General features: G+C 42.7%; 24 protein-coding genes. 15 read left to right on the top strand and 9 right to left on the bottom strand.

Annotated features, from left to right (window positions below):
• The first annotated feature begins 726 nt into the window (after positions 1-726).
• The 10 genes from F6K51_RS28910 to F6K51_RS28865 all read left to right on the top strand — a co-directional run bounded on the left by F6K51_RS28910 (position 727) and on the right by F6K51_RS28865 (position 5,713).
• A complete protein-coding gene (locus F6K51_RS28910) occupies positions 727-1,020 on the top strand; it encodes a hypothetical protein (protein WP_293026617.1) in 294 nt (97 codons plus the stop codon).
• A gap of 146 nt (positions 1,021-1,166) precedes the next feature.
• Positions 1,167-1,421, top strand: a complete 255-nt coding sequence (locus tag F6K51_RS28905) for a transposase family protein (RefSeq protein ID WP_365940319.1) — start codon at positions 1,167-1,169, stop codon at positions 1,419-1,421.
• A 384-nt stretch (positions 1,422-1,805) separates the two neighbouring features.
• Positions 1,806-2,024 (top strand): hypothetical protein, encoded by a 219-nt coding sequence (locus F6K51_RS28900; RefSeq protein ID WP_293026615.1) that lies wholly within the window; start codon positions 1,806-1,808, stop codon positions 2,022-2,024.
• Positions 2,021-2,710: a hypothetical protein gene (locus tag F6K51_RS28895; protein ID WP_293026613.1), complete on the top strand. Its 690-nt coding sequence runs from the start codon at positions 2,021-2,023 to the stop codon at positions 2,708-2,710. Before F6K51_RS28900 ends, F6K51_RS28895 begins: the two co-directional genes overlap by 4 nt.
• A 245-nt stretch (positions 2,711-2,955) precedes the next feature.
• Positions 2,956-3,321 carry a transposase family protein gene (locus F6K51_RS28890; protein WP_293026611.1) on the top strand — a complete coding sequence of 122 codons (366 nt, stop codon included), beginning with the start codon at positions 2,956-2,958 and terminating at the stop codon, positions 3,319-3,321.
• 215 nt (positions 3,322-3,536) lie between these two features.
• The gene (locus F6K51_RS28885) at positions 3,537-3,797 is read left to right on the top strand and encodes a hypothetical protein (protein WP_293026609.1); all 261 of its coding nucleotides are present in this window, start codon (positions 3,537-3,539) and stop codon (positions 3,795-3,797) included.
• Positions 3,798-4,083: 286 nt separating this feature from the next.
• Entirely contained in the window at positions 4,084-4,512 is a 429-nt protein-coding gene (locus F6K51_RS28880; protein WP_293026602.1) for a hypothetical protein, read from the top strand.
• Between the two features lie 43 nt (positions 4,513-4,555).
• The gene (locus F6K51_RS28875) at positions 4,556-5,059 is read left to right on the top strand and encodes a GNAT family N-acetyltransferase (protein WP_293026600.1); all 504 of its coding nucleotides are present in this window, start codon (positions 4,556-4,558) and stop codon (positions 5,057-5,059) included.
• Between the two features lie 121 nt (positions 5,060-5,180).
• The gene (locus F6K51_RS28870) at positions 5,181-5,387 is read left to right on the top strand and encodes a glycogen debranching protein (RefSeq protein WP_293026599.1); all 207 of its coding nucleotides are present in this window, start codon (positions 5,181-5,183) and stop codon (positions 5,385-5,387) included.
• 191 nt (positions 5,388-5,578) lie between these two features.
• Positions 5,579-5,713 carry a hypothetical protein gene (locus F6K51_RS28865; protein ID WP_293026598.1) on the top strand — a complete coding sequence of 45 codons (135 nt, stop codon included), beginning with the start codon at positions 5,579-5,581 and terminating at the stop codon, positions 5,711-5,713.
• A gap of 17 nt (positions 5,714-5,730) precedes the next feature.
• On the opposite strand, the gene F6K51_RS28860 is transcribed toward F6K51_RS28865, so the two are convergent.
• Positions 5,731-6,795 (bottom strand): potassium channel protein, encoded by a 1,065-nt coding sequence (locus F6K51_RS28860; RefSeq protein WP_293026597.1) that lies wholly within the window; start codon positions 6,793-6,795, stop codon positions 5,731-5,733.
• Between the two features lie 426 nt (positions 6,796-7,221).
• Positions 7,222-7,779 (bottom strand): crossover junction endodeoxyribonuclease RuvC, encoded by a 558-nt coding sequence (ruvC, locus tag F6K51_RS28855; protein WP_293026596.1) that lies wholly within the window; start codon positions 7,777-7,779, stop codon positions 7,222-7,224.
• 696 nt (positions 7,780-8,475) lie between these two features.
• Here ruvC and F6K51_RS28850 point away from each other — a divergent pair.
• Together F6K51_RS28850 and tsaE are read left to right on the top strand one after the other, a co-directional pair.
• Positions 8,476-9,843 (top strand): gluconeogenesis factor YvcK family protein, encoded by a 1,368-nt coding sequence (locus tag F6K51_RS28850; protein ID WP_293026594.1) that lies wholly within the window; start codon positions 8,476-8,478, stop codon positions 9,841-9,843.
• A 96-nt stretch (positions 9,844-9,939) separates the two neighbouring features.
• Positions 9,940-10,434 carry a tRNA (adenosine(37)-N6)-threonylcarbamoyltransferase complex ATPase subunit type 1 TsaE gene (gene tsaE / locus F6K51_RS28845; RefSeq protein ID WP_293026592.1) on the top strand — a complete coding sequence of 165 codons (495 nt, stop codon included), beginning with the start codon at positions 9,940-9,942 and terminating at the stop codon, positions 10,432-10,434.
• Between the two features lie 83 nt (positions 10,435-10,517).
• Here tsaE and F6K51_RS28840 read toward each other — a convergent pair whose 3' ends face one another.
• Positions 10,518-11,873: a dihydroorotase gene (locus tag F6K51_RS28840; protein WP_293026590.1), complete on the bottom strand. Its 1,356-nt coding sequence runs from the start codon at positions 11,871-11,873 to the stop codon at positions 10,518-10,520.
• A 333-nt stretch (positions 11,874-12,206) separates the two neighbouring features.
• Here F6K51_RS28840 and lepB point away from each other — a divergent pair, with 333 nt between their 5' ends.
• Complete coding sequence (gene lepB, locus F6K51_RS28835; RefSeq protein ID WP_293026588.1) at positions 12,207-12,827, top strand: signal peptidase I; 621 nt, start codon at positions 12,207-12,209, stop codon at positions 12,825-12,827.
• A 15-nt stretch (positions 12,828-12,842) separates the two neighbouring features.
• Here lepB and F6K51_RS28830 read toward each other — a convergent pair whose 3' ends face one another.
• The 3 genes from F6K51_RS28830 to F6K51_RS28820 all read right to left on the bottom strand — a co-directional run bounded on the left by F6K51_RS28830 (position 12,843) and on the right by F6K51_RS28820 (position 16,050).
• On the bottom strand, positions 12,843-14,138 hold the full coding sequence (locus tag F6K51_RS28830; protein ID WP_293026586.1) for a dihydroorotase: 1,296 nt from the start codon (positions 14,136-14,138) through the stop codon (positions 12,843-12,845).
• Positions 14,139-14,460: 322 nt separating this feature from the next.
• On the bottom strand, positions 14,461-14,904 hold the full coding sequence (locus F6K51_RS28825; RefSeq protein ID WP_293026584.1) for a hypothetical protein: 444 nt from the start codon (positions 14,902-14,904) through the stop codon (positions 14,461-14,463).
• Positions 14,905-15,123: 219 nt separating this feature from the next.
• Positions 15,124-16,050 (bottom strand): DMT family transporter, encoded by a 927-nt coding sequence (locus F6K51_RS28820; RefSeq protein ID WP_365940317.1) that lies wholly within the window; start codon positions 16,048-16,050, stop codon positions 15,124-15,126.
• A gap of 130 nt (positions 16,051-16,180) precedes the next feature.
• Between F6K51_RS28820 and F6K51_RS28815 the strand changes: the two genes are divergently transcribed.
• Both F6K51_RS28815 and F6K51_RS28810 read left to right on the top strand, forming a co-directional pair.
• The gene (locus F6K51_RS28815; RefSeq protein WP_075895885.1) at positions 16,181-16,558 is read left to right on the top strand and encodes a DUF1823 family protein; all 378 of its coding nucleotides are present in this window, start codon (positions 16,181-16,183) and stop codon (positions 16,556-16,558) included.
• Between the two features lie 14 nt (positions 16,559-16,572).
• Positions 16,573-16,707, top strand: a complete 135-nt coding sequence (locus F6K51_RS28810) for a hypothetical protein (RefSeq protein ID WP_293026577.1) — start codon at positions 16,573-16,575, stop codon at positions 16,705-16,707.
• Between the two features lie 24 nt (positions 16,708-16,731).
• On the opposite strand, the gene F6K51_RS28805 is transcribed toward F6K51_RS28810, so the two are convergent.
• From F6K51_RS28805 to F6K51_RS28795, 3 genes are all read right to left on the bottom strand, one after another.
• On the bottom strand, positions 16,732-19,734 hold the full coding sequence (locus tag F6K51_RS28805) for a hypothetical protein (protein WP_293026575.1): 3,003 nt from the start codon (positions 19,732-19,734) through the stop codon (positions 16,732-16,734).
• A gap of 447 nt (positions 19,735-20,181) precedes the next feature.
• Complete coding sequence (locus F6K51_RS28800) at positions 20,182-20,541, bottom strand: hypothetical protein (protein WP_293026573.1); 360 nt, start codon at positions 20,539-20,541, stop codon at positions 20,182-20,184.
• A gap of 490 nt (positions 20,542-21,031) precedes the next feature.
• Positions 21,032-21,490 (bottom strand): Uma2 family endonuclease (locus tag F6K51_RS28795; RefSeq protein ID WP_293026571.1); only part of this gene is annotated, 459 nt, incomplete at its 5' end.

Genomic DNA, 21,490 nt, shown 5'->3' with positions numbered 1-21,490 from the left:
AATTGTTAGTAAAACGTTGTCAGGTTTTGAGTGAGATGAAAGAAGAAATTAGAAATTTAACTTTCTATCATTGGCTAGCTTCTATTTAAGCATTTTTTTAATGGGGTATGACAACCGGATTTAGTATCATGCCTCTATCTCCAACCCAGATGATTCTGGAGAGTCCAAAGCGATGACGGACGGGAGCATGTCACTTATGCAGCAACATTAGTACGCTTATCTAGGGAATGGGGAATGGGGAATGGGGAATGGGGAATGGGGAATGGGGAATGGGCATTGGTGACAAGTTAAGCAAAAGAGCAATTTGTCAAGTACTTTCCAGAAATTGCTGTATCCTGTACTAGGTAAACTATTCAGTGCGTACGCTAACCCCAAACTGTGCGTACGCTAACCCCAAACTGTGCGTACGCTAACCCCAAACTGTGCGTACGCTAACCCCAAACTGTGCGTACGCTAACCCCAAACTGTGCGTACGCTTCGAGCACCAGCATATGCGGCTCGCGAACCGTAGACTAACTGAAGTATCGGTGGTTACAAAGGTAAAAAGAGAATGGCTCCCCCGCCAAAAAAGTATTAGAGACCACACCAGACCGCGAAACCAGCCCAATATAGATGAACATTGTCATAGCTCAACAACTAGAAGATTTAGTCAAACCTTGCGTGTACAATCAACTAGCCTACTACCGCTCATTAGACATGATTTGCAGGATATTGAGTAACCCATAGATGCTGGCAGTGGTATTGAGTTTACTGGGTCGGCAAGTACCATCAGTAACAGAGCTCAATCGAATGCTAGCAAGGGAAAACTTGCTGTGGGCGAAGGCAGTGAAAGTGTCTCAACAAGCCCTATCTCAAAGATTCTTAACCTTTCCAGCATCATTGTTTCAAAGAGTACTAAAAGACTTACTAGTTTTGTTAAACCAACGTTGGCAGCAAAGAAACAGAGAAAGTCCGGTAAGCGTTAAAAGAGCGAGAAAGTATTTTGAACGTTTGTGGATAGTAGACATTTCCATAATATAATCAAATTCCAAAAAATAGACTATAATAAGTAAATATTGTTCGATCCAAAAAAATAAATGGAAAAATATACTTGGAACTATATCCAGAAAAACCCTAAACAAACCAAAAGACTATTAGGTATTGATTATCAACAATTATAGCAATTAATTGAACTAGGTAAGCTTCTCAATAAAAGAAAGCAAGAAGAAATTGAGAAAACTAAAATTAGAATCAATCAAGCAGGAGGAGGAAATCATCCTAAACTATTAGAGTCAGAGCAAATCGTTTTAATGTTAATTTATTTAAGGTATCATTTGAGCTTTCAACTTTTAGGACTTATTTTTAAAATCAGTGAATCAACGGCTCATAATATTTTTACTTATTGGCAAAAAAATTGTGAAAACGACTTACCTACCAGTTGATTATCACAAGTAAAAAAGTTTCAAAAAGAATAAAAAATTATTGAACAATTAGATAATGATGAATTGATTTTAGACAGTACTGAGCAGTCTATTGAAAGACATTATGATTATCAATAGCAAAAAAAATATTATTCATAAAAGCAAAAAATACATACTTTTAAAAATCAATTTATTGTTTTACCAAAAGCTGATCGCGCTGATTGACTGACAAAAGTTAGGTTGAAAATGGCTCAAATACTTACCAGACTTGTAAGAGCAAGACTTGACTAAAGGGAGTGTTTCCCCGCATCCTCAGGACAGATACCACTCAAATCCTAGGAATGCGATGAAAAAAAACTCCCGACTCTACAATGCCTTGAAGACATGGATAAGTCAACCCTGTGAGTGGGCACACCTGAGCCACCTAACCACCTGTTTATGGATGGTGGCAGCCCTGATTCAGACAGGGGAAGTGAAGCAAGCCCCGATGGATTCCCTACATCCCGTGTCGTGGCCAATATGCTCAAAGCAAACAACGCCGAATGCACCGTTGGCTGCATAATGCCCGAATCAATGTCCATGGCCAATAGGCCACGCTACGCGAACGATGGTACAAACCTTTGATTAAAGCAGCCTTGGCGGTAGGACTTGATGGGTGTATTTACTTGAGTTTAGACACCTCGATGTTTTGGGATGAGTACTGTCTGGTTAGATTGGTAGTGGTGCATCGAGGACGAGCCTTACCAGTGAGCTGGCGAGTGATGAAGCATCAGAGTGCAACGGTAGCATTCAAAGATTATCGGGAGATGCTCCAACAATCGATACACCTTTTACCCAAAGAGGTTAAGGTGATCCTACTGGCAGATCGAGGGTTTGTCCACACCGATTTAATGAAAGCTTTGACCAATAAATGGGGAAGGCAAATCCGGATTCGTCTGAAAAAGGACACTTGGATTTGGCGAGCAGGTAAAAGTTGGCATCAGCTCAAAGATTTCCATGTTCTACGGGGTGAGGTCTTGTGCTTTCACAATGTCAGAGTGCACAAGGAATATTGGTATGGTCCAGTTGATCTGATTTTTGGTTGCAACAATGTAAATGGTGATAATGGGCCATTGTTAGTGATGAAAATACCACCCTTCAAACCAAAGCCCGAATATGGGTTTCGCTTTGATATTGAGGAAAACTTTTTAGATGACCAGTCCAATGGATGGAATGTGCAGAAGTCTCAAATTCGCTCAGTAAAGCGCCTTATCTCGGTTGTGGTTCATTCTAGCTGTGGCTACGTTGTACGTCACGGCTCAAGGGGTTGAGGTGGTAGAGTCTGGTAAACGTCGATGGGTTGACACTCACTGGCGCACGAGGAAACAGCTATTTTCGGTAGGGTTTGGAGTGGGTCAAATCATATGAGCGAGAATGGCTGGAAATTAATTCATCGGGTTTGTTTTTCCAGCAATCATGACCCTTATCCTGCGATGGCTTCGCGCAAACAACATCAGCAACGGCACTATCAACTAGAGTTTAAGGTACAAACGTACCAATATGCTGTTGAATAGTTTTGTCAGTCAACCAGGCTGATCGCGTAGCGTGGCCTACGGCCTTAGATCTTGTCGATGTAGTAATCGGAAAACCTGGCCCTATGAGTGATATTAAAATCTGTCGAAAAACTTTGAGTAAATTTAATGATCAACAAACTTTTAGTGGGGATAAAGCTTACATTGGAGAAACTCAAATCACAACTCCCTATAAAAAACCGAATAATGGAGAATTAACAGAGACTCAAAAATCCGAAAATAAAGCTTTATCATCTAATCGAATTTTTATTGAACATTTAATTAGAGTTTTAAAATTTTTTAAAATATCTCAAGAAAGATTTAGTTTGCGTAAAACTCGATATAAATCAGTTTTTTTAACTGCGGATTAGTGCGATTAAGAATTGGGTCGCTAATTTTAGAAGTAATAAAATCGGATGTTTCAGAGCAATTGATTGACGTTATCATGAGCCATATTTTTCCTATAAAATTAGATTTTGTGTCTTCAAACCATTATTAATTCGTTCTTAAAGCTAAATTTTAAATTAGGTCTTGACAAACTTGTTTTCCTTGCTGTGACTGGGTTATGGTTTTTTGGAGATGTCTAGTGGATGCTTCGACATTAGAGGCATTGTTTCGTAAGCTAAAAAGTTTAGAAACAGTACCTCTGGGTCAATTAGGAGGTAGAATCTGTACGGTGGTAGAAGAAACAGGCTTTCCAGTCGAAACCTGGTTTAAATCTAATCCTTACACCCATGAGAGTAACTTTGTGCCCAACTTGTTAGAATTGATCCCAGCCAAAACGCTACTCATCTTAGATAGAGGGTTTTGGAACTTTCGCTTTTTTGAGGAGTTGAATCTTGGGTAAATCTGACTTCATTACCAGGCTCAAAGGGAAAGGAAAATATAAATCTGTACGCACTTTGAGTCACTCTGGACAACATCATGACCAACTAATTAGGTTGGGAACAGGTTATCAAGGTAATCCAATTCTCAACTTACGTAAGTCGTGGTAAAACATGGTTCAACATGGTATCGCTACCTAACTTCTGTGATAGAGCCTGAAGTTTTACCTCCCTACCTCGTAGCTGATTTGTACGCTCGTCGCTGGCGAATTGAGGAGACTTTTCTCACTCGAATAACGCTTATTGGGTTTGAGTTACTTGTGGACTGGTTCTGTCAATGGTATTCAATTACAATTGTGGGCTACTTGGTTATTTTATGTGGTCTTAATCGACCTATCCGATGAGGTAGCTAAGGCCTTTGGCCACGCTACGCGAACAGAATTATCAATACCAATGGAGTGTATTTCTGTAGAAATGGTTTTTCGCGGACTGTATCATTTTGGAGTTGCCTATCATCAAGGGAAAGCCACTGACCCAGTGGCCTATTTAACTGCTCTCGAGAACCAAGAAAAGGGGGTTGTCAAAGCCCCTCGTACCAGGAGAAAAAAACCTCCCCTTGATTTGTCTCCTTTCCCACACTCAGAGGGCTTGACAAATTGTTATGCCTGCTTAACTTGTCACCAATGCCCATTACCCATTACCCATTACCCATTACCCATTACCAGAGAAGGGATATGATAAATAGTCAAATTGTCTTTTTTATTGTCCCTTTGCCAGCACTATGGGTAAGTTTACCTTAAGACCAGCCACAGAAGCTGATGTAGCGATTCTGTTTAATTTGATTAAGGCACTAGCAGAGTATGAGAAACTCTCCGAAGCTGTCACTGGCAATGCTGATGACCTGAAAGAACACCTGTTCGGCGCTAAACCCTATGTAGAGGCGATTATCGTTGAACAGGGTGGTCAAGGGGTGGGATTTGCACTGTTTTTCCACAACTATTCCACATTTCTAACTAAGCCGGGAATTTATCTAGAAGATTTATTTGTATTACCGGAATTTCGCCGCCAAGGTATCGGTAAAGCCATACTCAGTTACCTGGCTCAGCTAGCAGTGGAGCGTGGCTATGGGCGTTTAGAATGGAGTGTACTGGATTGGAATGAACCTGCGATGGCATTTTATGAACATATGGGAGCAGCAGTATTGCCAGACTGGAGAATTTGTCGAGTGACTGGGACGGCTCTCAATCAGCTAGCTGAGTATACTGATCCGGCTTCGACTGACTAATGTTGCTCAAATGCTATACTACGAGGTATATACAGCTGCGACCCTAAACATCTAGTTGCAGGTCAACGGCAAAAATGACATAGGGTAATTTACATATCGGTTTATATTAATAAAATCACTAATGACTATTTGGGTAAACGAGCAGATTGATCCATCGGGTCTTCTCTACTCTTGTATTGCCACTTGCAACGAAGAGCAGGCGAGGGATTGCCACGAGTCGTTTGAGAAGAACTTGACTGATCAGCAAAAAGCAGCGGGTTGGGTTGCCCGATTACGCACAGTTAAGTCTTGGGATGAAGTGCCGGTGAATACCTTGAAACTGAATTAGATCAAAACTGATATCATCCCCGGCAGCATCAATACTGTAAAGGATAGGGTAATTGGGTAAAAGGTAATTGGGTAAAAGGTAATTGGGTAAAAGGTAATTGGTAATTGTAATTACTCCCTGACCATACAATTACCCAAAAAAAACCAACGACAAAGAACACTACCGGGCACCACTAGACATGATATGATGTCTTGACAGTTAACCGTCAACCTACCCTAAATCGGACGCCAAAGGCGAACAACCTTCAACCTTCAACCTTCAACCTCCAACATTCAACCTCCAACATTCAACATTCAACCTTCAACCTTCAACAAAAAATCAACTGACCTTCTAAGCCCAAGATCTATTTTGGCTTGGGCAGTCGTAGCAAATTGGAACGGATTGGACCAAGAATCTGGTTTAGCTCACGCAACTGATCAGCTGTCCCCATACAAATCAGTAGGTCTCCTGGTATGAGTTTAGTGTCACCGTCTGGTCCAGCAATCAGACGACCGGAATCCCGGCGAATTGCTAGGACCATAGCACCAGTTTGCGATCGCAGTCGGGCTTCCCTGAGGGTTTTGCCCACGCAAGGACAGGTTTCCGGGTCTAGCAGAAACTCTTCCATATAAAAAGACCGATCAGTTCCGGTTAGAATCCCATCCACAAAATCCATGACTTGGGGTCTAAGGGCTGCAGCTGCCAAGCGTCTACCACCAGTAATGTAGGGAGAGACTACAGCATCTGCACCAGCTCGCTGCAACTTTTGAACAGCTTCTTCGGTGCTAGCACGAGCGATGGCTCGAATTCGGGGATTGAGGGTTTTGGCAGACAAGATAATATAGAGATTTTCGGCATCTGAGGGCAGGGCAGCCACCAGACAAATTGCCCGTTCAATCCCCACATTTAGCAGAGTTTCATCCAAGGTGGCATCTCCGTGTACAGAAATACAACCCATATCCTGGACAGCTTGAACCTGTTCCAATCGGGAGTCAATTGTCACAAATGGGATTCCCTCAGCCTTAAATTCTACAGCAATCTGACGCCCAGTCCGTCCAAACCCACACAAAATGTAGTGTTTCGTCAAACTATCTAGCAAGCGCTTCTGTTGCCTCATGCGAATTCCATCTTGAAAGTAGCCTTGAATTAGGGCTTCTGTAAACCGGTTAACAATGTAACCGATACTAATAATGCCCATAAAAATCAGAGAAATGCTGAATAGTCTTGCCCGATCTCCCATCGGCCGTACTTCTTGATAGCCCACTGTCGAAAGCGTGATTACCGTCATGTAGGCTGAATCCAACCAGCCCCAGCCTTCAACCACCCGATACCACAGAGTTCCAATCAGAAATACACCCCCGAGAGTGATCCCACCGGCAATCAGCTCTTGGCGAAGACGTCGATATTTTTGCTCAAGGGTTGAATACACCGTTGCTTGTCATGGGTTAACTTAACTTAATACCTAGAGAAAATTCAGGTCAAACTGGCAACACCGAAAGCTGACACTGGTTTTTAATATTACATATATAAATATGATTAAGTTTATTGCTTTGCTATCGGTATAGTTCACAAATATAGTTTACATATATAGTTTACAAATATAGTTCACAAATATAGTTTACAGATCTAGTTCACAAATATAGTTCACAGATCTAGTTCACAGATCTAGTTCACAAATATAATATATAGTTCACAGATCTAGTTCACAAATATAATATATAGTTCACAGATCTAGTTCACAAATATAATATATAGTTCACAGATCTAGTTCACAAATATAATATATAGTTCACAGATCTAGTTCACAAATATAATATATAGTTCACAGATCTAGTTCACAGATCTAGTAAAGTGTTCAAGACATATGAAACCAGGCGGTCAATGCGACTGCCAAGGCATCTGCTAAATCATCTGGTTTGGGGATGGTGTCTAAGTTTAACTCCCGCATAACAGCCTGCTGAACCTCATATTTATCCGCATTACCATATCCTGTCAAAGCCTGTTTAATCTGACCCGGTGTAAACTCTACCATTGGAACTTCATGTTGTGCTGTTACTAACACCACAACACCCCGTGCCTGAGCTACGGAGATCGTAGTACTCATACGGTAGAAAAAAAGTTTTTCAATCGCCACCAGATCCGGTTGGCAGTGTTCCAGCAGGGTGTGTAAATCCTCGTAAATCGTACACAGTCGTGAGCCGTAATCAGTTTTGGCAGGGGTTTGGATGATGCCAAAATCTAGCAACTGCAATGGTTCAGGGGTTGCCTGTATTGGTGACTGGCTAGAACGCTTTGCCACTCCTAAGGAGCTTTTTGTGTTTCCTGACTTACTAATTTGGGTTGTTTGGCAACTAATTGCCCCAAAACCTAAAGTAGCTAGTCCTGGGTCAATTCCCAAAATTCGCTTTTCCATCTGCCTCACTGCAGTCAATCCCTGTCCAGTCTAATAACTAGATTAGGTTAATGGTGTTAGTGCTATCATCCCTAATCCCTAGTGCTATCATCCCTAATCCCTAGTGCTATCATCCCTATTACCTAGGCAAGCGTTCCCCATTAAGTCATGAGCTGTAAGCAGCTACACTTGTCACAGGAATCACAAAAGTCTGGTGTAGCTGACTAATTGGGATTATTCTCTTTCACCCCGTATTTTTTGGGGTTACGCGACTACTCTCATACCCTAAATGGGAACTCAACCGACCTCACCACTTTCCGCATATCGACGGGTAAATTCTGATCATAACGTCTAGGTACCGGATATTGTATTAATCACACCTTAGCCTAATTATCTGAAACTGTCGTGATCAGTACCAGCTTCATGGTGAATTCACCATTGAGGTGCGACCCAAGGGCGCGAGCAATCCCTCGCGCCCTAGGAGGCGCGCACCTTGATCAGTAATATCAATGAAAACCGCTATACCTGAAGGGTGAGCGGCTGTGTGAATCACGCGCTTTTCACACGAATGTTTGATTAGGCGAAGAAAGTACCAATCTGACAGGCACTTCCGGAGCCTTACCCGTTCCTCACTACATGCATCGCCTCCTTGTCAAGTGCTGGAGTTCGACCAGCCATGTCTATCCGGCTTTTGTAGTTACCATACTCAGTGTAGTTATGTCCTCAATCAGTCTTTTCAAAAGAGCTCTACGTACCCTACAAAATGAATCGAGAGGTCGAATTCCTCAGCGGGTCAACCGTTGGTTTAAGTGGTTAGCCCCTGGATTACTAGTGAAGCGTTGGATACTTTTAAGTGCTGGTGGTGTAGTGCTAACAAGTTTGGGATTAGCGATTTGGGTAAAGCTGACTCCAGTTTTTTACATCATTAAATTCACAGCCCAAGTTTTAGAGAAAATTACCACCATTATTCCTAACCATGTGTCTGGTCCAATTGCGCTGATCTTGGGTCTACTTTTCATCTTCTGGGGGCAAACCCGGACGGTAGGTTCAATTACGGAAGTTTTAAAACCCGACCACGATCGAAAACTGATTGATGTGCTGATGGATCATCGTCGGTTAAACCGGGGACCGAAAATTGTAGTCGTTGGCGGTGGCACTGGTCTTTCTAGCTTACTTAGAGGACTAAAGGTTTATAGTGCTAATATCACTGCTATTGTTACGGTAGCTGATGATGGCGGTTCCAGCGGACGGCTGCGACGGGAAATTGGAGTGCTACCACCGGGGGATATTCGTCACTGTTTAACGGCACTGGCAGACCAAGAAAAGTTGTTAACCGAACTGTTTGAATACCGTTTTCGAGCTGGTAGTGGTTTAGTCGGTCACAGTTTTGGAAACCTCTTCCTGACCGCCATGAGTGATATTACTGGCGATCTAGAACAAGCTGTTGCTGCTAGTTCTCAGGTATTAGCAGTGAGAGGAAGAGTGTTGCCAGCTACCCTAACTGATGTCAGCCTTTGGGCTGAATTAGCTGATGGACGTCGCATCGAAGGAGAGTCTAATATTACTGATGCTCGGGGAGTGATCAAAAAAATTGGTTGTACTCCCGAAAATCCACCTGCTTTACCAGCAGCACTCAAGGCAATTGAGGAAGCTGATTATATTATAATAGGACCCGGTAGCCTCTATACCAGCATTATTCCCAATCTTTTGGTGCCAGAAATTACCGATGCGATCGCAGCTCGCTTGATACCCCGCATCTACGTTTGTAATATCATGACCCAGCCAGGGGAAACCGATGGATATAGTGTCTCTGACCATATAAAAGCCATTGATAAAGCCTGTGGTAAAAGGCTATTTAACGCGGTACTTGTGAATCGAAAATACCCCTCAGCTGGGTCACTGATTAAGTATGCTCAAGTTAAGTCTCATCCAGTATTTCTAGATCGAGAAGAAACTTCTAAATTAGGGCGTCGGATTGTAGTGACCAATGTAATGTATGAAGATGAGGAAACTCATTTAGTACGGCACAATTCTGAAAGGCTGGCACGGGTTTTATTACGGTGGTATAGTCGAGCACATGCTTAGATAAGGTGAGTTCGAGGAAAATTTTTAAGGGAAAATAAAAGCTGAGATGTTAACTCAGAATAACCAGAATTCGAGGTACTCTATTGCTAATAACTAATGACCAAAATTTTTCTAGCTGATGCTAAAGCAACCCGTACGCTAGGTGTGGAATTGGGGAAATCTCTGCCAGCTAGTAGCATCATTTTGCTGGAGGGAGACTTAGGGGCTGGCAAAACCACCCTAGTTCAGGGTATTGGTGAGGGACTAGGCATAACTGATGCCATTGTCAGTCCCACCTTTACTCTGATCAATGAGTATACAGAGGGACGTATCCCCCTGTATCACCTCGATTTGTACCGCTTATCCACCTCAGAAGTAGAGTCATTAAACCCAGAACACTACTGGGAGGGAATTGAGGTTGCTCCGGGAATTGTGGCCATCGAGTGGGCTGAACGTCTACAGTATTTGCCACCCAGTTATCTACATCTAAGACTAACCTATTCCCAGGAAGGTGGACGTCAGGCTCAATTCACTTGTAACGGTAAGTTTGATTTAACTTGGCTGTTGGATAGGTTATCTGGTTGTTCGCCCTTGGCGTCTAGTGTAGAGTAGGGTGAAGGTTAGTGGGATTGAGGTTGACCAAAAATTTGGGTCAACTTTAATTTTTTCCCACTTCCGATTAAATCCGATAGTGTTTAACTGGTAAAGGTTAAAGCTTCACCTCGTACGTCTGTGTTCAATTTTCCTCTGTCGTAGACTACTTGACCACCAACAATAGTCATCACTGGCCATCCGGTTAAGTTCCAACCTTCAAAGGGACTCCAGCCGCATTTGGTTAAAAGTTCTTCCCGTAACACTGGGTGGTAATTTTCCAAATCTACCAGTACCAAATCCGCATCATAGCCAGGAGCGATCGCACCTTTGTTGGGAATTCCATAAGCCTTAGCAACTGCTGTAGACATCCAGTCAGATACTTGAGCCACACTACACCGTCCCTCTATGGCTTGAGTCAGCATCAGTGGCAGAGATGTTTCTACTCCAGGCATTCCCGAAGGAGTGTGGGGGTACCCTTTGGCTTTTTCCTCCAAGGTGTGAGGAGCATGGTCTGTAGCGATAAAATCGATAATGCCATCGAGTAGAGCTTGCCAAAGAACTTCATTGTCGTGGCAGGAGCGCAAAGGCGGATTCATCTGTGCCAGGGTACCAATCTCTGCATAAGCATCGGTATTTAGTAAGAGGTGCTGGGGAGTCACTTCCGCCGTCACCCAGCTAGGTTTGTCTTCCCTAAGCAATTCAGCTTCTTCTGCCGTGGATAGGTGCAAGATATGCAAGCGCCGCTGATATTTTTTAGACAACTTCAGAGCTAACTTGGTGGCATTAAGGGCAGCTTGATTGTCCTGAATCTGAGAGTGAACAGCAGGGTCAGTAATTCCAGCAAATTCCTTACGCCGCTGATTAATTCTGGCTTGGTCTTCAGCGTGTACTGCAATTAAGCGATTGTACTTCCGAGAACCTTCGCTAAAACCTTCAGCAAAAATTGGTTCTATCACTGCTTCATGATCTACCAATAGTGCACCATGAGCTGAACCCATGAATATCTTAATCCCACAAGTCGGCTGGGCATTGTGCAAATCTGGCTGATTTGCTGGTGTTGCGCCGATAAAAAAGCCATAATTAACTAAGCACTTATCTGCCGCTCGCTTGAGCTTGTCATCCAGTGGGGCTTGGGTCGTCGTCGGAGGACGAGTATTCGGCATCTCTAAAAAGGACGTCACTCCACCCTTGGCACAGGCACAACTGGCAGTAAATAAGTCTTCTTTATGTTCTAGACCTGGTTCCCGAAAATGGACTTGGGGATCAATTACCCCTGGCAACAAAGTTAAGCCTTGAGCGTCTATTTCTTTATATGCCGTAACGTCCGTTGGCACTGGGATGTCTGGGGCAACCTGAACAATCCTTCGACCGCAGGTGTGGATATCCCCCAGTAAAAATTCACCAGAGGGCAATAGAATACGAGCATGGCGGATAAACAAGCAAAAGTCAGACAACATAGGAGGATGTTATAATTTGACAGTTTCCCTGCTCGGTGTCTAGGTAGATACAGTAGATACAACCTGATATATAGCTAAATACAGACAACCGCAGCTAACCTACCACCATGGCACAAACAAACAGGGTTGTCCTGCCAAATTGACTTTATTCACAAAACTTTACATAATCTTGATTTAGGCTCCCCTACTAACTTTAAATTTTTAAGATCTAGCTAGAAAACCCCAGACGTTTAAATTTGCTGTTAAATTTGCTGTTAAATTTGCTGATAATTTCCCAATCAGCTATTTGTTTAAATTTCCTCAAACTTGTGTATCGGTAGTAGTTGAATGGATATGAGTCGTGTACCAGATAAAAGACCAGAAAAAAAACCTACACAGCCTTCTAAAGACAATGCTTGGGTAGAAGGAATCAAAACGATTAGCTTGAGTGCTGTTCTTGCCTTTGGGATTCGCACGTTTGTGGCTGAAGCGCGATACATTCCATCGGGATCAATGCTACCGACATTACAGCTTTACGACCGCCTGATTATTGATAAGATAAGTTATCGCTTTTTCCAAGACCCACAACGAGGAGAAATTGTGGTATTTGCTCCCACTGACAAACTGAAAGAGCAAAATTTTAAAGATGCTTTTATCAAGCGCATAATTGGGTTACCCGGTGACAAGGTTGAGGTTAAAAATGGGCGAGTTTATATCAATGATCAAGAAATAGAGGAAAAGTATATCGTAGAAGCACCACAGTACGATTTTGGACCAGAAACAGTACCACCAGACGAATACCTAGTGCTGGGAGATAACCGTAACAATAGTTACGACTCTCACCACTGGGGCTTTGTCCCTCGTGACAAAATTATCGGTCGTGCGGTAGTGCGGTTTTGGCCGTTAAATCGAATGGGGAAATTGAAACCAAATCCGAGTTATCCTGAACGGTTGAATCAGTCAACTGAATTATAAAGTATCAGTACTTCACTATTGATATTTTCGACTTGCTGGACACCAAGTTTGCACGACACGACCAATTAATTCTTGCCCTAGCCAGGGGGTATTACTAGAAAGGGATTTGAGGTTTTTTTGGTGAACAGTCCAAGGGGATTTAGGATTAAATAAGACTAATTCAGCGGATTGACCAGTAGCAGTGCTAGGGGGGTCTTGCTGTAGACAAATAGCAGGATTTGTGCTAAGACTTTTCCAAAGTTCTAAGGCTGACCAATCCCCTGTCTCGACTAGAGTATGCCAGAGCAGGGGTAGGGCTAGCTCTAAACCAATCACTCCTGGTGGTGCTTCAGCAAAGGCAACAGTTTTTTCTTCATAAGTGTAGGGAGCGTGGTCAATTGCGATCGCATCAATAATCGCCTCCCGAACACCTCGGATCAGTGCGGCTTGGTCAACTGGGTTTCCCAACGGGGGTTCCAAGCGCAAATTGGAGTTGTAACTGCATAAGTCTTCAGTATTGAGCAATAGATGCATCCAAGTGGTACTGGCTGTTACTGGCAAACCCGCTGCTTTGGCTGATTCAATCAATTGGACAGCGCGACTGGTGGAGATACGCATGAGATGGACTGGCGTGCCAGTAGTTGCTACAACTTCTAATAAGGCAGCGATAGCGGATGATTCTGCGATCGCAGGATTCCCTGGCAAACCCAAACCAATTGATTGGATACCTTCTCGCATCACTCCCCCATTTGCCAACTTAGGGTCACAAGCCCAAAGTGCCACTGGTTTACCCAAGGGTTGTAGGTATTCCAACAACCGTCGAACTAGCCCTAAATTACATAAAGGACGTTCATCGGTAAAGCCCACTACTCCCCCTAGAGCTAGTTCCGCTAATTCAGTCATTTGCTGTCCTTCTAACCCGATGGTAAAGGCACCCCAGTAATAGAGTTGAGGTGAAGAAGGTGGGAGGGTCAGATGGGGAGAGTTTTGGAGTTCTTGCCGTTGTGCCAAAACAGCAGCATTGTCTAGGCGGGGGTTAGTGTCAGGCAAAATGGCTAAGCGAGTAAAGCCTCCATTTGCTGCTGCTGCCAGTAGTGAAGACCAGGTTTCCCGCTGCTCATGTCCTGGTGCACCAGAATGGCTGTAGAGGTCTACTAGTCCTGGTCCTAAAATGTGTCCCTGACAATCTTGCACCACTGTATCGCTAGAGATTTCCTTGATGTGAGTTTCCACTGCCGTGATTACACCATCAGTAATCAGCACATCAGCGAGTTGGTCAATTCCAGAAACTGGGTCTAAAACCCGGACTTGTTGAAGTAGTTTACTATTCATTGGGGAAAGGGAAAAGGAAAAATAATTGGCTTTTAACTCAATCCCCCTTTCTAGCTACTCATATCTAAATTACTTGTTATGACTACTTATTTTTTACATTACTACGTACAATTTAAAAATACCACTTTGCCAGATTATGTCAGACCTCTGAAGAGGTGACGAAATAGCCGGAAACCCTTTACGCTTAAAGGGTACTGAATCATTGCAGGCTTTCTGGGAGCATCCCAATTTGGAATAAATATACCACATTAAGCTGTATGAACCCGATGTTAATGCCCATATCAAAAGATATATTTTTCAAAATGGGATGCTCCCGAATTTATTAATTTTTATTGGCAGCAAATACGTTAACCAATTTGACCACTTGTGCGGGTCTATGATAAAATGTCCAATGCTGCGGAGACTCTATTATAGCGTCAGTGTTGGAGATTTTCAGCCTTTTTGTTATGTCTTCACTATTCGAAAACGTGGCTAAGTAAGTGGTTTTTTCGCTAGCCCTGTAATTCACATAATCATCATCATTTTCTATTTTGCCGTTTCTATCTCCTGGAGCATCATTTTTCAAAAGAAGAAATGAGATATGGTTAGGGGGAGCAATAAGTTCCACATATTGCGTCGGCAACAGATCACGGTCACAAAATGAATGTAGAGTTAAGTCACATATTTCTATCTCAGTTTCACTACTCGCCAGGGCATTCATATTGAACGTTAGCACTAGCATACAGGTTACTAACGTTACAAAACAAGCTTTGATCATTTTTTTCATTTCTTTTTCGCTTCTCCTACTTCTGGCATAATGTAGTCAATTAAATACTTTTTTAGTACTACTAGGTTTTCTAGCTTAAAGTTGAGGTTTAAAACCTGATAGTTGAGGTCAAAAACATCTTTATTGAAGGCTAAACTCCATCACTGTTAAACTTTTATCAGTATAAACGACTTGTTCGAGTTTAAGAGCACTTGCTGCAAATAAGTCCTCAGCTGACTTTCAACCTCTTTTCAAATTAGATCCATAAACCGCTACTGCCACCCCAACTAACAATACCACGGCACCTACGAGCACCAATACCCCTGGCACTTCCTGAAAAATCAGATAGCCCAAAAAACAAGCACCAACGGGTTCAAACAAAATAGCCAGGGTCACCAGGGTAGGATTAATCCAGCGTACCAACCAGTTAAAACTGGTATGTCCCACCATTTGGGGGAAAAGTGCCAATAACAAGATGTAGAGGTAAACTCCTACCGGATAATTGAGATAACTGACACCCCAGAGTAAGGATAACAGTAACAATACCAACGCCCCCATACTGTAGGCGACAGCACTATAGCTACCGATACTCAAACCCCGCTGCTGTGCTTCACGTCCCCAAAGTACGTACAAACTTGCTATCACTGCTGCCATCAATGCTAGAGAATTCCCCAACAGAGGATTACTCCCACCACTGAGAGCACCCCCATCCCCCAAACTAATCAGCACAGCACCTACAAAGGCCACACCAATTCCCAAAACCGTCAGCCTAGTTAGTTTTTCCTTGAACCACAGCCAAGAAACTAGAGCAACCCAAATCGGAGTTGTGGTAACTAAGGTAGTAGATGCCGCAATGGAAGTAAAAGACAAGGAAGTAATCCAAGTCACAAAGTGTAGCGCTAAACAAACACCAGCCCCACTGCCATAGACTAATGCACCTGGACCTAGCTGAGCTTGCCTGAGATTGCGCCAAGCTGGTAACAGTAGCATAGACGCAATAGTAAGGCGAGACCCAGCCACGAACAGGCTAAACCCTACCCCACTCACCCCAGCGGATGCGATCGCTAATCGCGCAAAAATAGCTGATGTGGAAATCGCCAACACACCAGCCAAGAAAACCAATCCCACCTGCCAGCGCAGCGGCTGCTTTATAATTTTCATAGCCATACAGCTTCAATCCCTAACCATTACCATTATTCCGCCAGAGGTACCAGCACAGAAGTGAATAACTCTAGATAGTCTAACTTTATCTAGAATCTACTTAATCCTTGATAAGTCCTAATTTATAATTTCAACTATGTTTGAACTACCGCCACTCAATACTAATACAATTTGGGCAATTTTAAACGAAAAAATTGATGACGATACCGTTAATAAACTACTCTGGTACTATCTAGGTTATCGTTATAACTCAACTACGCAACAGTGGGATATAACTGAGGTTAATCCTGAATGGCAAGAAGACTATCCCGAGCCACCCAATTTCATAGAAAGCCGCCCTGCTACCGTAAAACTAACCCGTTCAATCCCCAAAGAAAATAAACAGTTATTGAAAGAAAAATTAGGTTTCAAAGGTTATAAAATCGGGGAATTTGGTCCTCGACAAACTCGCAGAGCTACAGCCGCAAACTGGTTACTGAATTATATGGAACAAAACGGCATTGCCTCAGTATAGCGTTTTTCATACCTATGAGGTACACAGGATTTTTTCCCGATTCCCGATTCCCGATTCCCGTTCCCCTCCTGGGAGGGGTTAGGGGTGGGTTCCGATTCCCGATTCCCGATTCCCTGCTCCCTAAAATCCAGAAATTGTTTACCTCATAGCTATGATAATTGCTATAAAACACTTCATCCTTCAAGCGTACTAGATAAGTCAGTAGGAACAACTACACACTCCAACTCCGCCTTGTGACTCTCCTGGTGATTTTCCAAATTAATTGCGATCGCTTCTATTCTGATTTGAGTCGTGCCTTGGGGTATAACTAATTGAGTCATTGCCTCCAGCTCCCCAGCTGCATTGGGGAGTAAATCTATAATAGAACGGGTTTCCTGAAGCAGAGAGCGAGTTTGGACGTCTTTAACCCACAATTTAATACATAAACGAGATTGACTAGGAGGAAGTTTTATGGTAACCATTATCTTTTCTCCAGCAACTAACTCCCTAGTAGTCGGTATTGATAAAGTCGGTGCTGCTAAGGTCGCATCCAACTCTAGGGATGAAAGATTCTCCAGTTTAGCCTTCAAGTCATCTTGCTTAGTTGCTTTAGCTTTTTTCGGTTGTGGGGCTATTTCTCGATCGTCTACTACAATTTCCTGAGTCGTCCAATCGTGACTAGTAATACCAACTCTAGGGGGTGTTTCTGGGGTTGCTAATTCTGAACTAACTATGGGCAAATCCTCAGATTCTGTCATTGACTCCAAGACCTTTTCTGGAAATTCCCTAACCTCTCCTTGGTTGCTAGCCGTTTCATTCCTCTGTTTATCTGCCACTGCTGAGGGATCTTGCCCAGCAGGATTACTTTGTGGGGATAATTCTAACCTCAGCAATTCCAGCAATTTATCATCTTCAGCTAAAGCACTCAAGCGTGACCAAAAACGCTCTTCCATGTTTAGGGCTCGGAAAGCTTCTTCTAAAGCGATTGACTCAGGATCTTGTACAGAATCTGGAGTCTCCCACCGAGTAGTATTCAATAATTGGTTTACCTTGGAATTATTGAACTGGGTATCAACCGATTCTGAATCCTCTAACTGATCATCTGTCTGATATTCATCACTCTCAATAATCTCAATACTTTGGATTGGATCAGATTTATTTAGGGAATTAATCAGCACTTCAGAAGCATCATTATAATTAGATAAGACTTCAGACTTTATCTGTAAATTACTATCTTCATTAGTATCTTCAGCACTATCTTCCGACTGTTCTACTGTGTTTTGAAGTACTGTGTCTTGAAGTACTCTTTCTTGAACTACTGTGTCTTGAAGCACTGTTTCTTGAGGCTGTAACTCTGACCCAGTATCTTGCTGTCGATTATCTAGTTCTGGATTGGCTGTAGTGGAGGATTCTTGATCATCTAGGGAAACTGACTCAGATGCTTTAGAGTCATGTTGGACGTCTTCGTGCTGTGCCTCAGGTTCAGCAACCGACTGCATTGTAGGAAAATTCGGCAATTTGATAGATTTAACAGTTATGTCACTCGGCTGATGGTGGTAAAGTTTTGGTGGTAAAGACCGTTTAGAAATAGGTTGCAAGAACAGAGATGGATGGTTTTGGGGTAACTCAACCAGATCCAGCGTAGTCTGCTCTAAGGGGTCTTCATCTAATAATAGAAGGTCTTGATCAGGTTGATCAGGTTTGGCAGATTGAGCGATCCGATTAGCCAGTACGACCATGGTTTCCATGGGCATCCCCTGATTCCCTGGCACAATTACTTCTAATAAATCCTCTACATTAGCTGTGACAGTAAATTGTTGAGTAGCTAAAGCAGTTGACTTTGAGTTATAAAGGGTTATTTTTCCTAAAATTAGACCACTTTGGCAATCCGTTGGAATATCTAGACTATGGCTAAATCCCAAAGATAACTCCTGTTGAGATAGGGAGTACTCAATATCTAACAAACGTTTTCCTGTTTGAGGAAACCGCAATTGATAGCGTAGGGTAGCAGGAAATAAGTTTTCTAAAACACTATCTAAAACACTAACCGTTATCCCATCACCATTATTATAATTATCATTATATACTATCAATTCCCCTTTGATAGTCAACGACTCTCCTCGCCTTGCCAGGAAAATTTCCTTATCTAGTTTTAGGGTTAAACCGTACTTATTAACCTCTGTATCTGAAACCCAATCTGAATCAGAGGTTTTTCTTAGCTGTTGGTTATCTTCAGATTCCGTATCTTCCAACTCATCCAATACTGGCTGAAGCACCTGTTGTAGTAGTTGCTCCAAAGTCTCCAGAGATTCCTCCATGATGGAATTCTCAACGGTCGATTGGAGTTGTAGGTCTTCCGAGATAGTTTCTATTGGTTGTTGGTTGGTTTTTGGTTGTTGATTGGTTTCAGGATTAACAGGTGCCTCTGAGTAAACCTCTTCTACCTCTTCCAAAACCGTCTCTTGGCTAGGACTAGATTCCTGTTGGCTAACCCCCATTGCTGCTTGGGCTTGGTCAACAGGTAACTCTGGCGCAGCAATGGTTATGGGTTGTTCTTCTGGTGGTGTTATCTGACTCTGGTACTCCTGAGGGTTAGAAAACTCTGATCTAGCATCTGAGCTAGCATCTGAGCTAGTATCTGAGCTAGCATCTGTTGCTTTCAGGTCATTAGCAATAGTATTGGTGGAGGGAGAATCAACAGCTAGCTCAGGTGTAGTCAGGGAATTGTTTATTTGAGGCGGCTGAGTATCAGTTTGGGTGGATTCTACTGGGGTGGATTCTACTGGGGTGGATTCTACTGGGGTGGATACAGAGGTTTTAGGGGGTGTCTCTACATCTTGGATTTCGGGTATGACTTGTAGCGCTAAGGATTTTCGCCAGGACTGACCCAGAAAATCATCCATGATATCGTTACTGCAACGTAACTTCCACAGACCAGGTTTAAGCTTGGTGAAAGGAATAACCACCATTAACCCTTCTGAGTTGGTGCGACGCCATCGCCTCTGGGACTTGCGTTTGGGTGGCACTTGCTCTGTGCTATCATAGCTGACGCAAATTTCTACATCAGTATTGGGCAAGTTGGAACGAGCCACTATCCGATACCGACCAGATTCAATTTCCATCTCAGAAGACTTGATTGGCTTCCAGGAGCGCTCCCCCTCTTTCTGTAGTAGAAATTCCCAGTACTTCTTAGCCATTGTCGATATCTATGACCCAAAGACCTGCTAATGGACTTGATTGCTTTTCCAATTAGCTTACACTTTAAGTCGAGTATTTTGCTTATCCCCACGCTCTAGATTTGTCAACCACCGGATTCGACAGAGTGACTGACATCTACTCGGTTTAAGGGGATAGGAAAGCTATACCACAAAATTTCCTCTTAAGATGTGCTTGTTGATACCAAATACTCAAATACTAGGGCTAATCTTAAGGATTAAGCTATCAGTTATCAGCTATCAGTTATCAGCTATCAGTTATCAGCTATCAGTTATCAGCTATCAGTTATCAGCCGAAGGCTTGTAGCCATGCTACGGGAATGGCTCAGGGCTGACGACTGACCGCTGACCGCTGAATGCTGACCTGAAGGATTCTTCTAAGCCTCAGAGATCGCCTGCCTAAGGCGTTGCTGATTCGAAAGCTAGAATTTACCAATTCATAAGTTCATCTATTACAGTGCGAATACGATAAGTGTTCCGGTCACAAGGATTCACACAAATAACATCTACCCTGACATAATCACCTTTGGGAGCACATACAAGATTAAAAATAACGTTATTTCCTCTTTTAAAGCGCCATGGGTGAAATTCAGTTTTTTCGATTTCTCCTCCATTGACAAGAATATTCATTTTTTCTATACCTTTCTTGTTACAGCTTGTCTCACTCCCACTACTAACGGCATGCCAACCTGTACTACCTCCATTTGCGCTTATTGCATTAGCTAATCCTTGGTTTAGGGTCATACTTACAATAGTTGCAACAGATAAAATGCTTAATTTCTTTAACATCGTGATTCCTTATTATGTCTTGTTAAATAATTTTATAACATCTTATTTTTATTGATTATTCTTAATAATCAATAAAAATAAGATGTTTTTTTAAAACTTAAAATTACTTAATATTTATTGTGTATAAATTTCAGGCATTGCTGAATTAAAATAGATAATAGCGTTTTCAAACGAGTTGTAAAATTATAGATTGTCGAAAAAGACAAGAAGCAAGAGGCAAAAAGCAACAGGGAAAAGAGCTCCAGAGTTTTATAGCAAACTAAAAAAAGACCTTTTAAGTTTACATCTCAAATACAAATGCTATAAAACCGTAGGGGGTAAATCTCAATGCATGCTGTTTGATCCGGTGGGTGGAATAGGCATCTTGCCCGTGGGTGGAACGGGCATCTTGCCCGTGGGTGGAACGGGGCGGGTTGTCTCAACCCTGGCTACGAGGCGGAAAATGAAGGCTCCCCTAACGTACCCTACTGGAGTAATCTTAAGGATTCTTCTAAGTCTCAGAGATAGCTTGTCTGAAGTGCCTCATCGCTTCAACTTTGGAAGCCATCATCAGACACCGATACAATAAGTCAATATCCAAATCTGGCAAGACTTCACTCTGGGAAATTTTTTTGTAACCATCAGAGCGCAAGTGATACAAAGCAAATACACCATCCTCCCAAAACCAAACTTCGGGTACTCCTAATGCTTGGTAACGATTTAGCTTGCTCTGGTTGCCACTGGTAAAGACAACTTCAATAGAGAGGTCTGCAATCACTCCTGAGGATCTACCAATTAGGTAAGATTGGTCTGCTTGTGCAGATGCTTCCCCTTCCTTCTCTTGGGTAAAGCTACCGGTTGGAGTAAACTCAATTTGTTTTTCAACAAAATAAGTACCCAGCAACAGTGCTATGACACCACTGAACGCTTCATGCTCTTGGGAAACTGCCAATATTTCTACCTCACCCCT

The organism is Moorena sp. SIO3I8 (assembly GCF_010692325.1).
Lineage (GTDB): Bacteria > Cyanobacteriota > Cyanobacteriia > Cyanobacteriales > Coleofasciculaceae > Moorena.
This window is presented reverse-complemented; position numbering and strand designations above follow the sequence as displayed.

What these genes read in the sequence shown, in the direction of transcription:
- F6K51_RS28910 (WP_293026617.1), top strand. Translation starts at nt 727, where the DNA reads ATGCTGGCAGTGGTATTGAGTTTACTGGGTCGGCAAGTACCATCAGTA.
- F6K51_RS28875 (WP_293026600.1), top strand. Translation starts at nt 4,556, where the DNA reads ATGGGTAAGTTTACCTTAAGACCAGCCACAGAAGCTGATGTAGCGATT.
- F6K51_RS28870 (WP_293026599.1), top strand. Translation starts at nt 5,181, where the DNA reads ATGACTATTTGGGTAAACGAGCAGATTGATCCATCGGGTCTTCTCTAC.
- ruvC (WP_293026596.1), bottom strand. Translation starts at nt 7,779, where the DNA reads ATGGAAAAGCGAATTTTGGGAATTGACCCAGGACTAGCTACTTTAGGT.
- F6K51_RS28850 (WP_293026594.1), top strand. Translation starts at nt 8,476, where the DNA reads ATGTCCTCAATCAGTCTTTTCAAAAGAGCTCTACGTACCCTACAAAAT.
- tsaE (WP_293026592.1), top strand. Translation starts at nt 9,940, where the DNA reads ATGACCAAAATTTTTCTAGCTGATGCTAAAGCAACCCGTACGCTAGGT.
- F6K51_RS28840 (WP_293026590.1), bottom strand. Translation starts at nt 11,873, where the DNA reads ATGTTGTCTGACTTTTGCTTGTTTATCCGCCATGCTCGTATTCTATTG.
- lepB (WP_293026588.1), top strand. Translation starts at nt 12,207, where the DNA reads ATGAGTCGTGTACCAGATAAAAGACCAGAAAAAAAACCTACACAGCCT.
- F6K51_RS28830 (WP_293026586.1), bottom strand. Translation starts at nt 14,138, where the DNA reads ATGAATAGTAAACTACTTCAACAAGTCCGGGTTTTAGACCCAGTTTCT.
- F6K51_RS28825 (WP_293026584.1), bottom strand. Translation starts at nt 14,904, where the DNA reads ATGAAAAAAATGATCAAAGCTTGTTTTGTAACGTTAGTAACCTGTATG.
- F6K51_RS28820 (WP_365940317.1), bottom strand. Translation starts at nt 16,050, where the DNA reads ATGGCTATGAAAATTATAAAGCAGCCGCTGCGCTGGCAGGTGGGATTG.
- F6K51_RS28815 (WP_075895885.1), top strand. Translation starts at nt 16,181, where the DNA reads ATGTTTGAACTACCGCCACTCAATACTAATACAATTTGGGCAATTTTA.
- F6K51_RS28810 (WP_293026577.1), top strand. Translation starts at nt 16,573, where the DNA reads ATGAGGTACACAGGATTTTTTCCCGATTCCCGATTCCCGATTCCCGTT.
- F6K51_RS28805 (WP_293026575.1), bottom strand. Translation starts at nt 19,734, where the DNA reads ATGGCTAAGAAGTACTGGGAATTTCTACTACAGAAAGAGGGGGAGCGC.
- F6K51_RS28800 (WP_293026573.1), bottom strand. Translation starts at nt 20,541, where the DNA reads ATGTTAAAGAAATTAAGCATTTTATCTGTTGCAACTATTGTAAGTATG.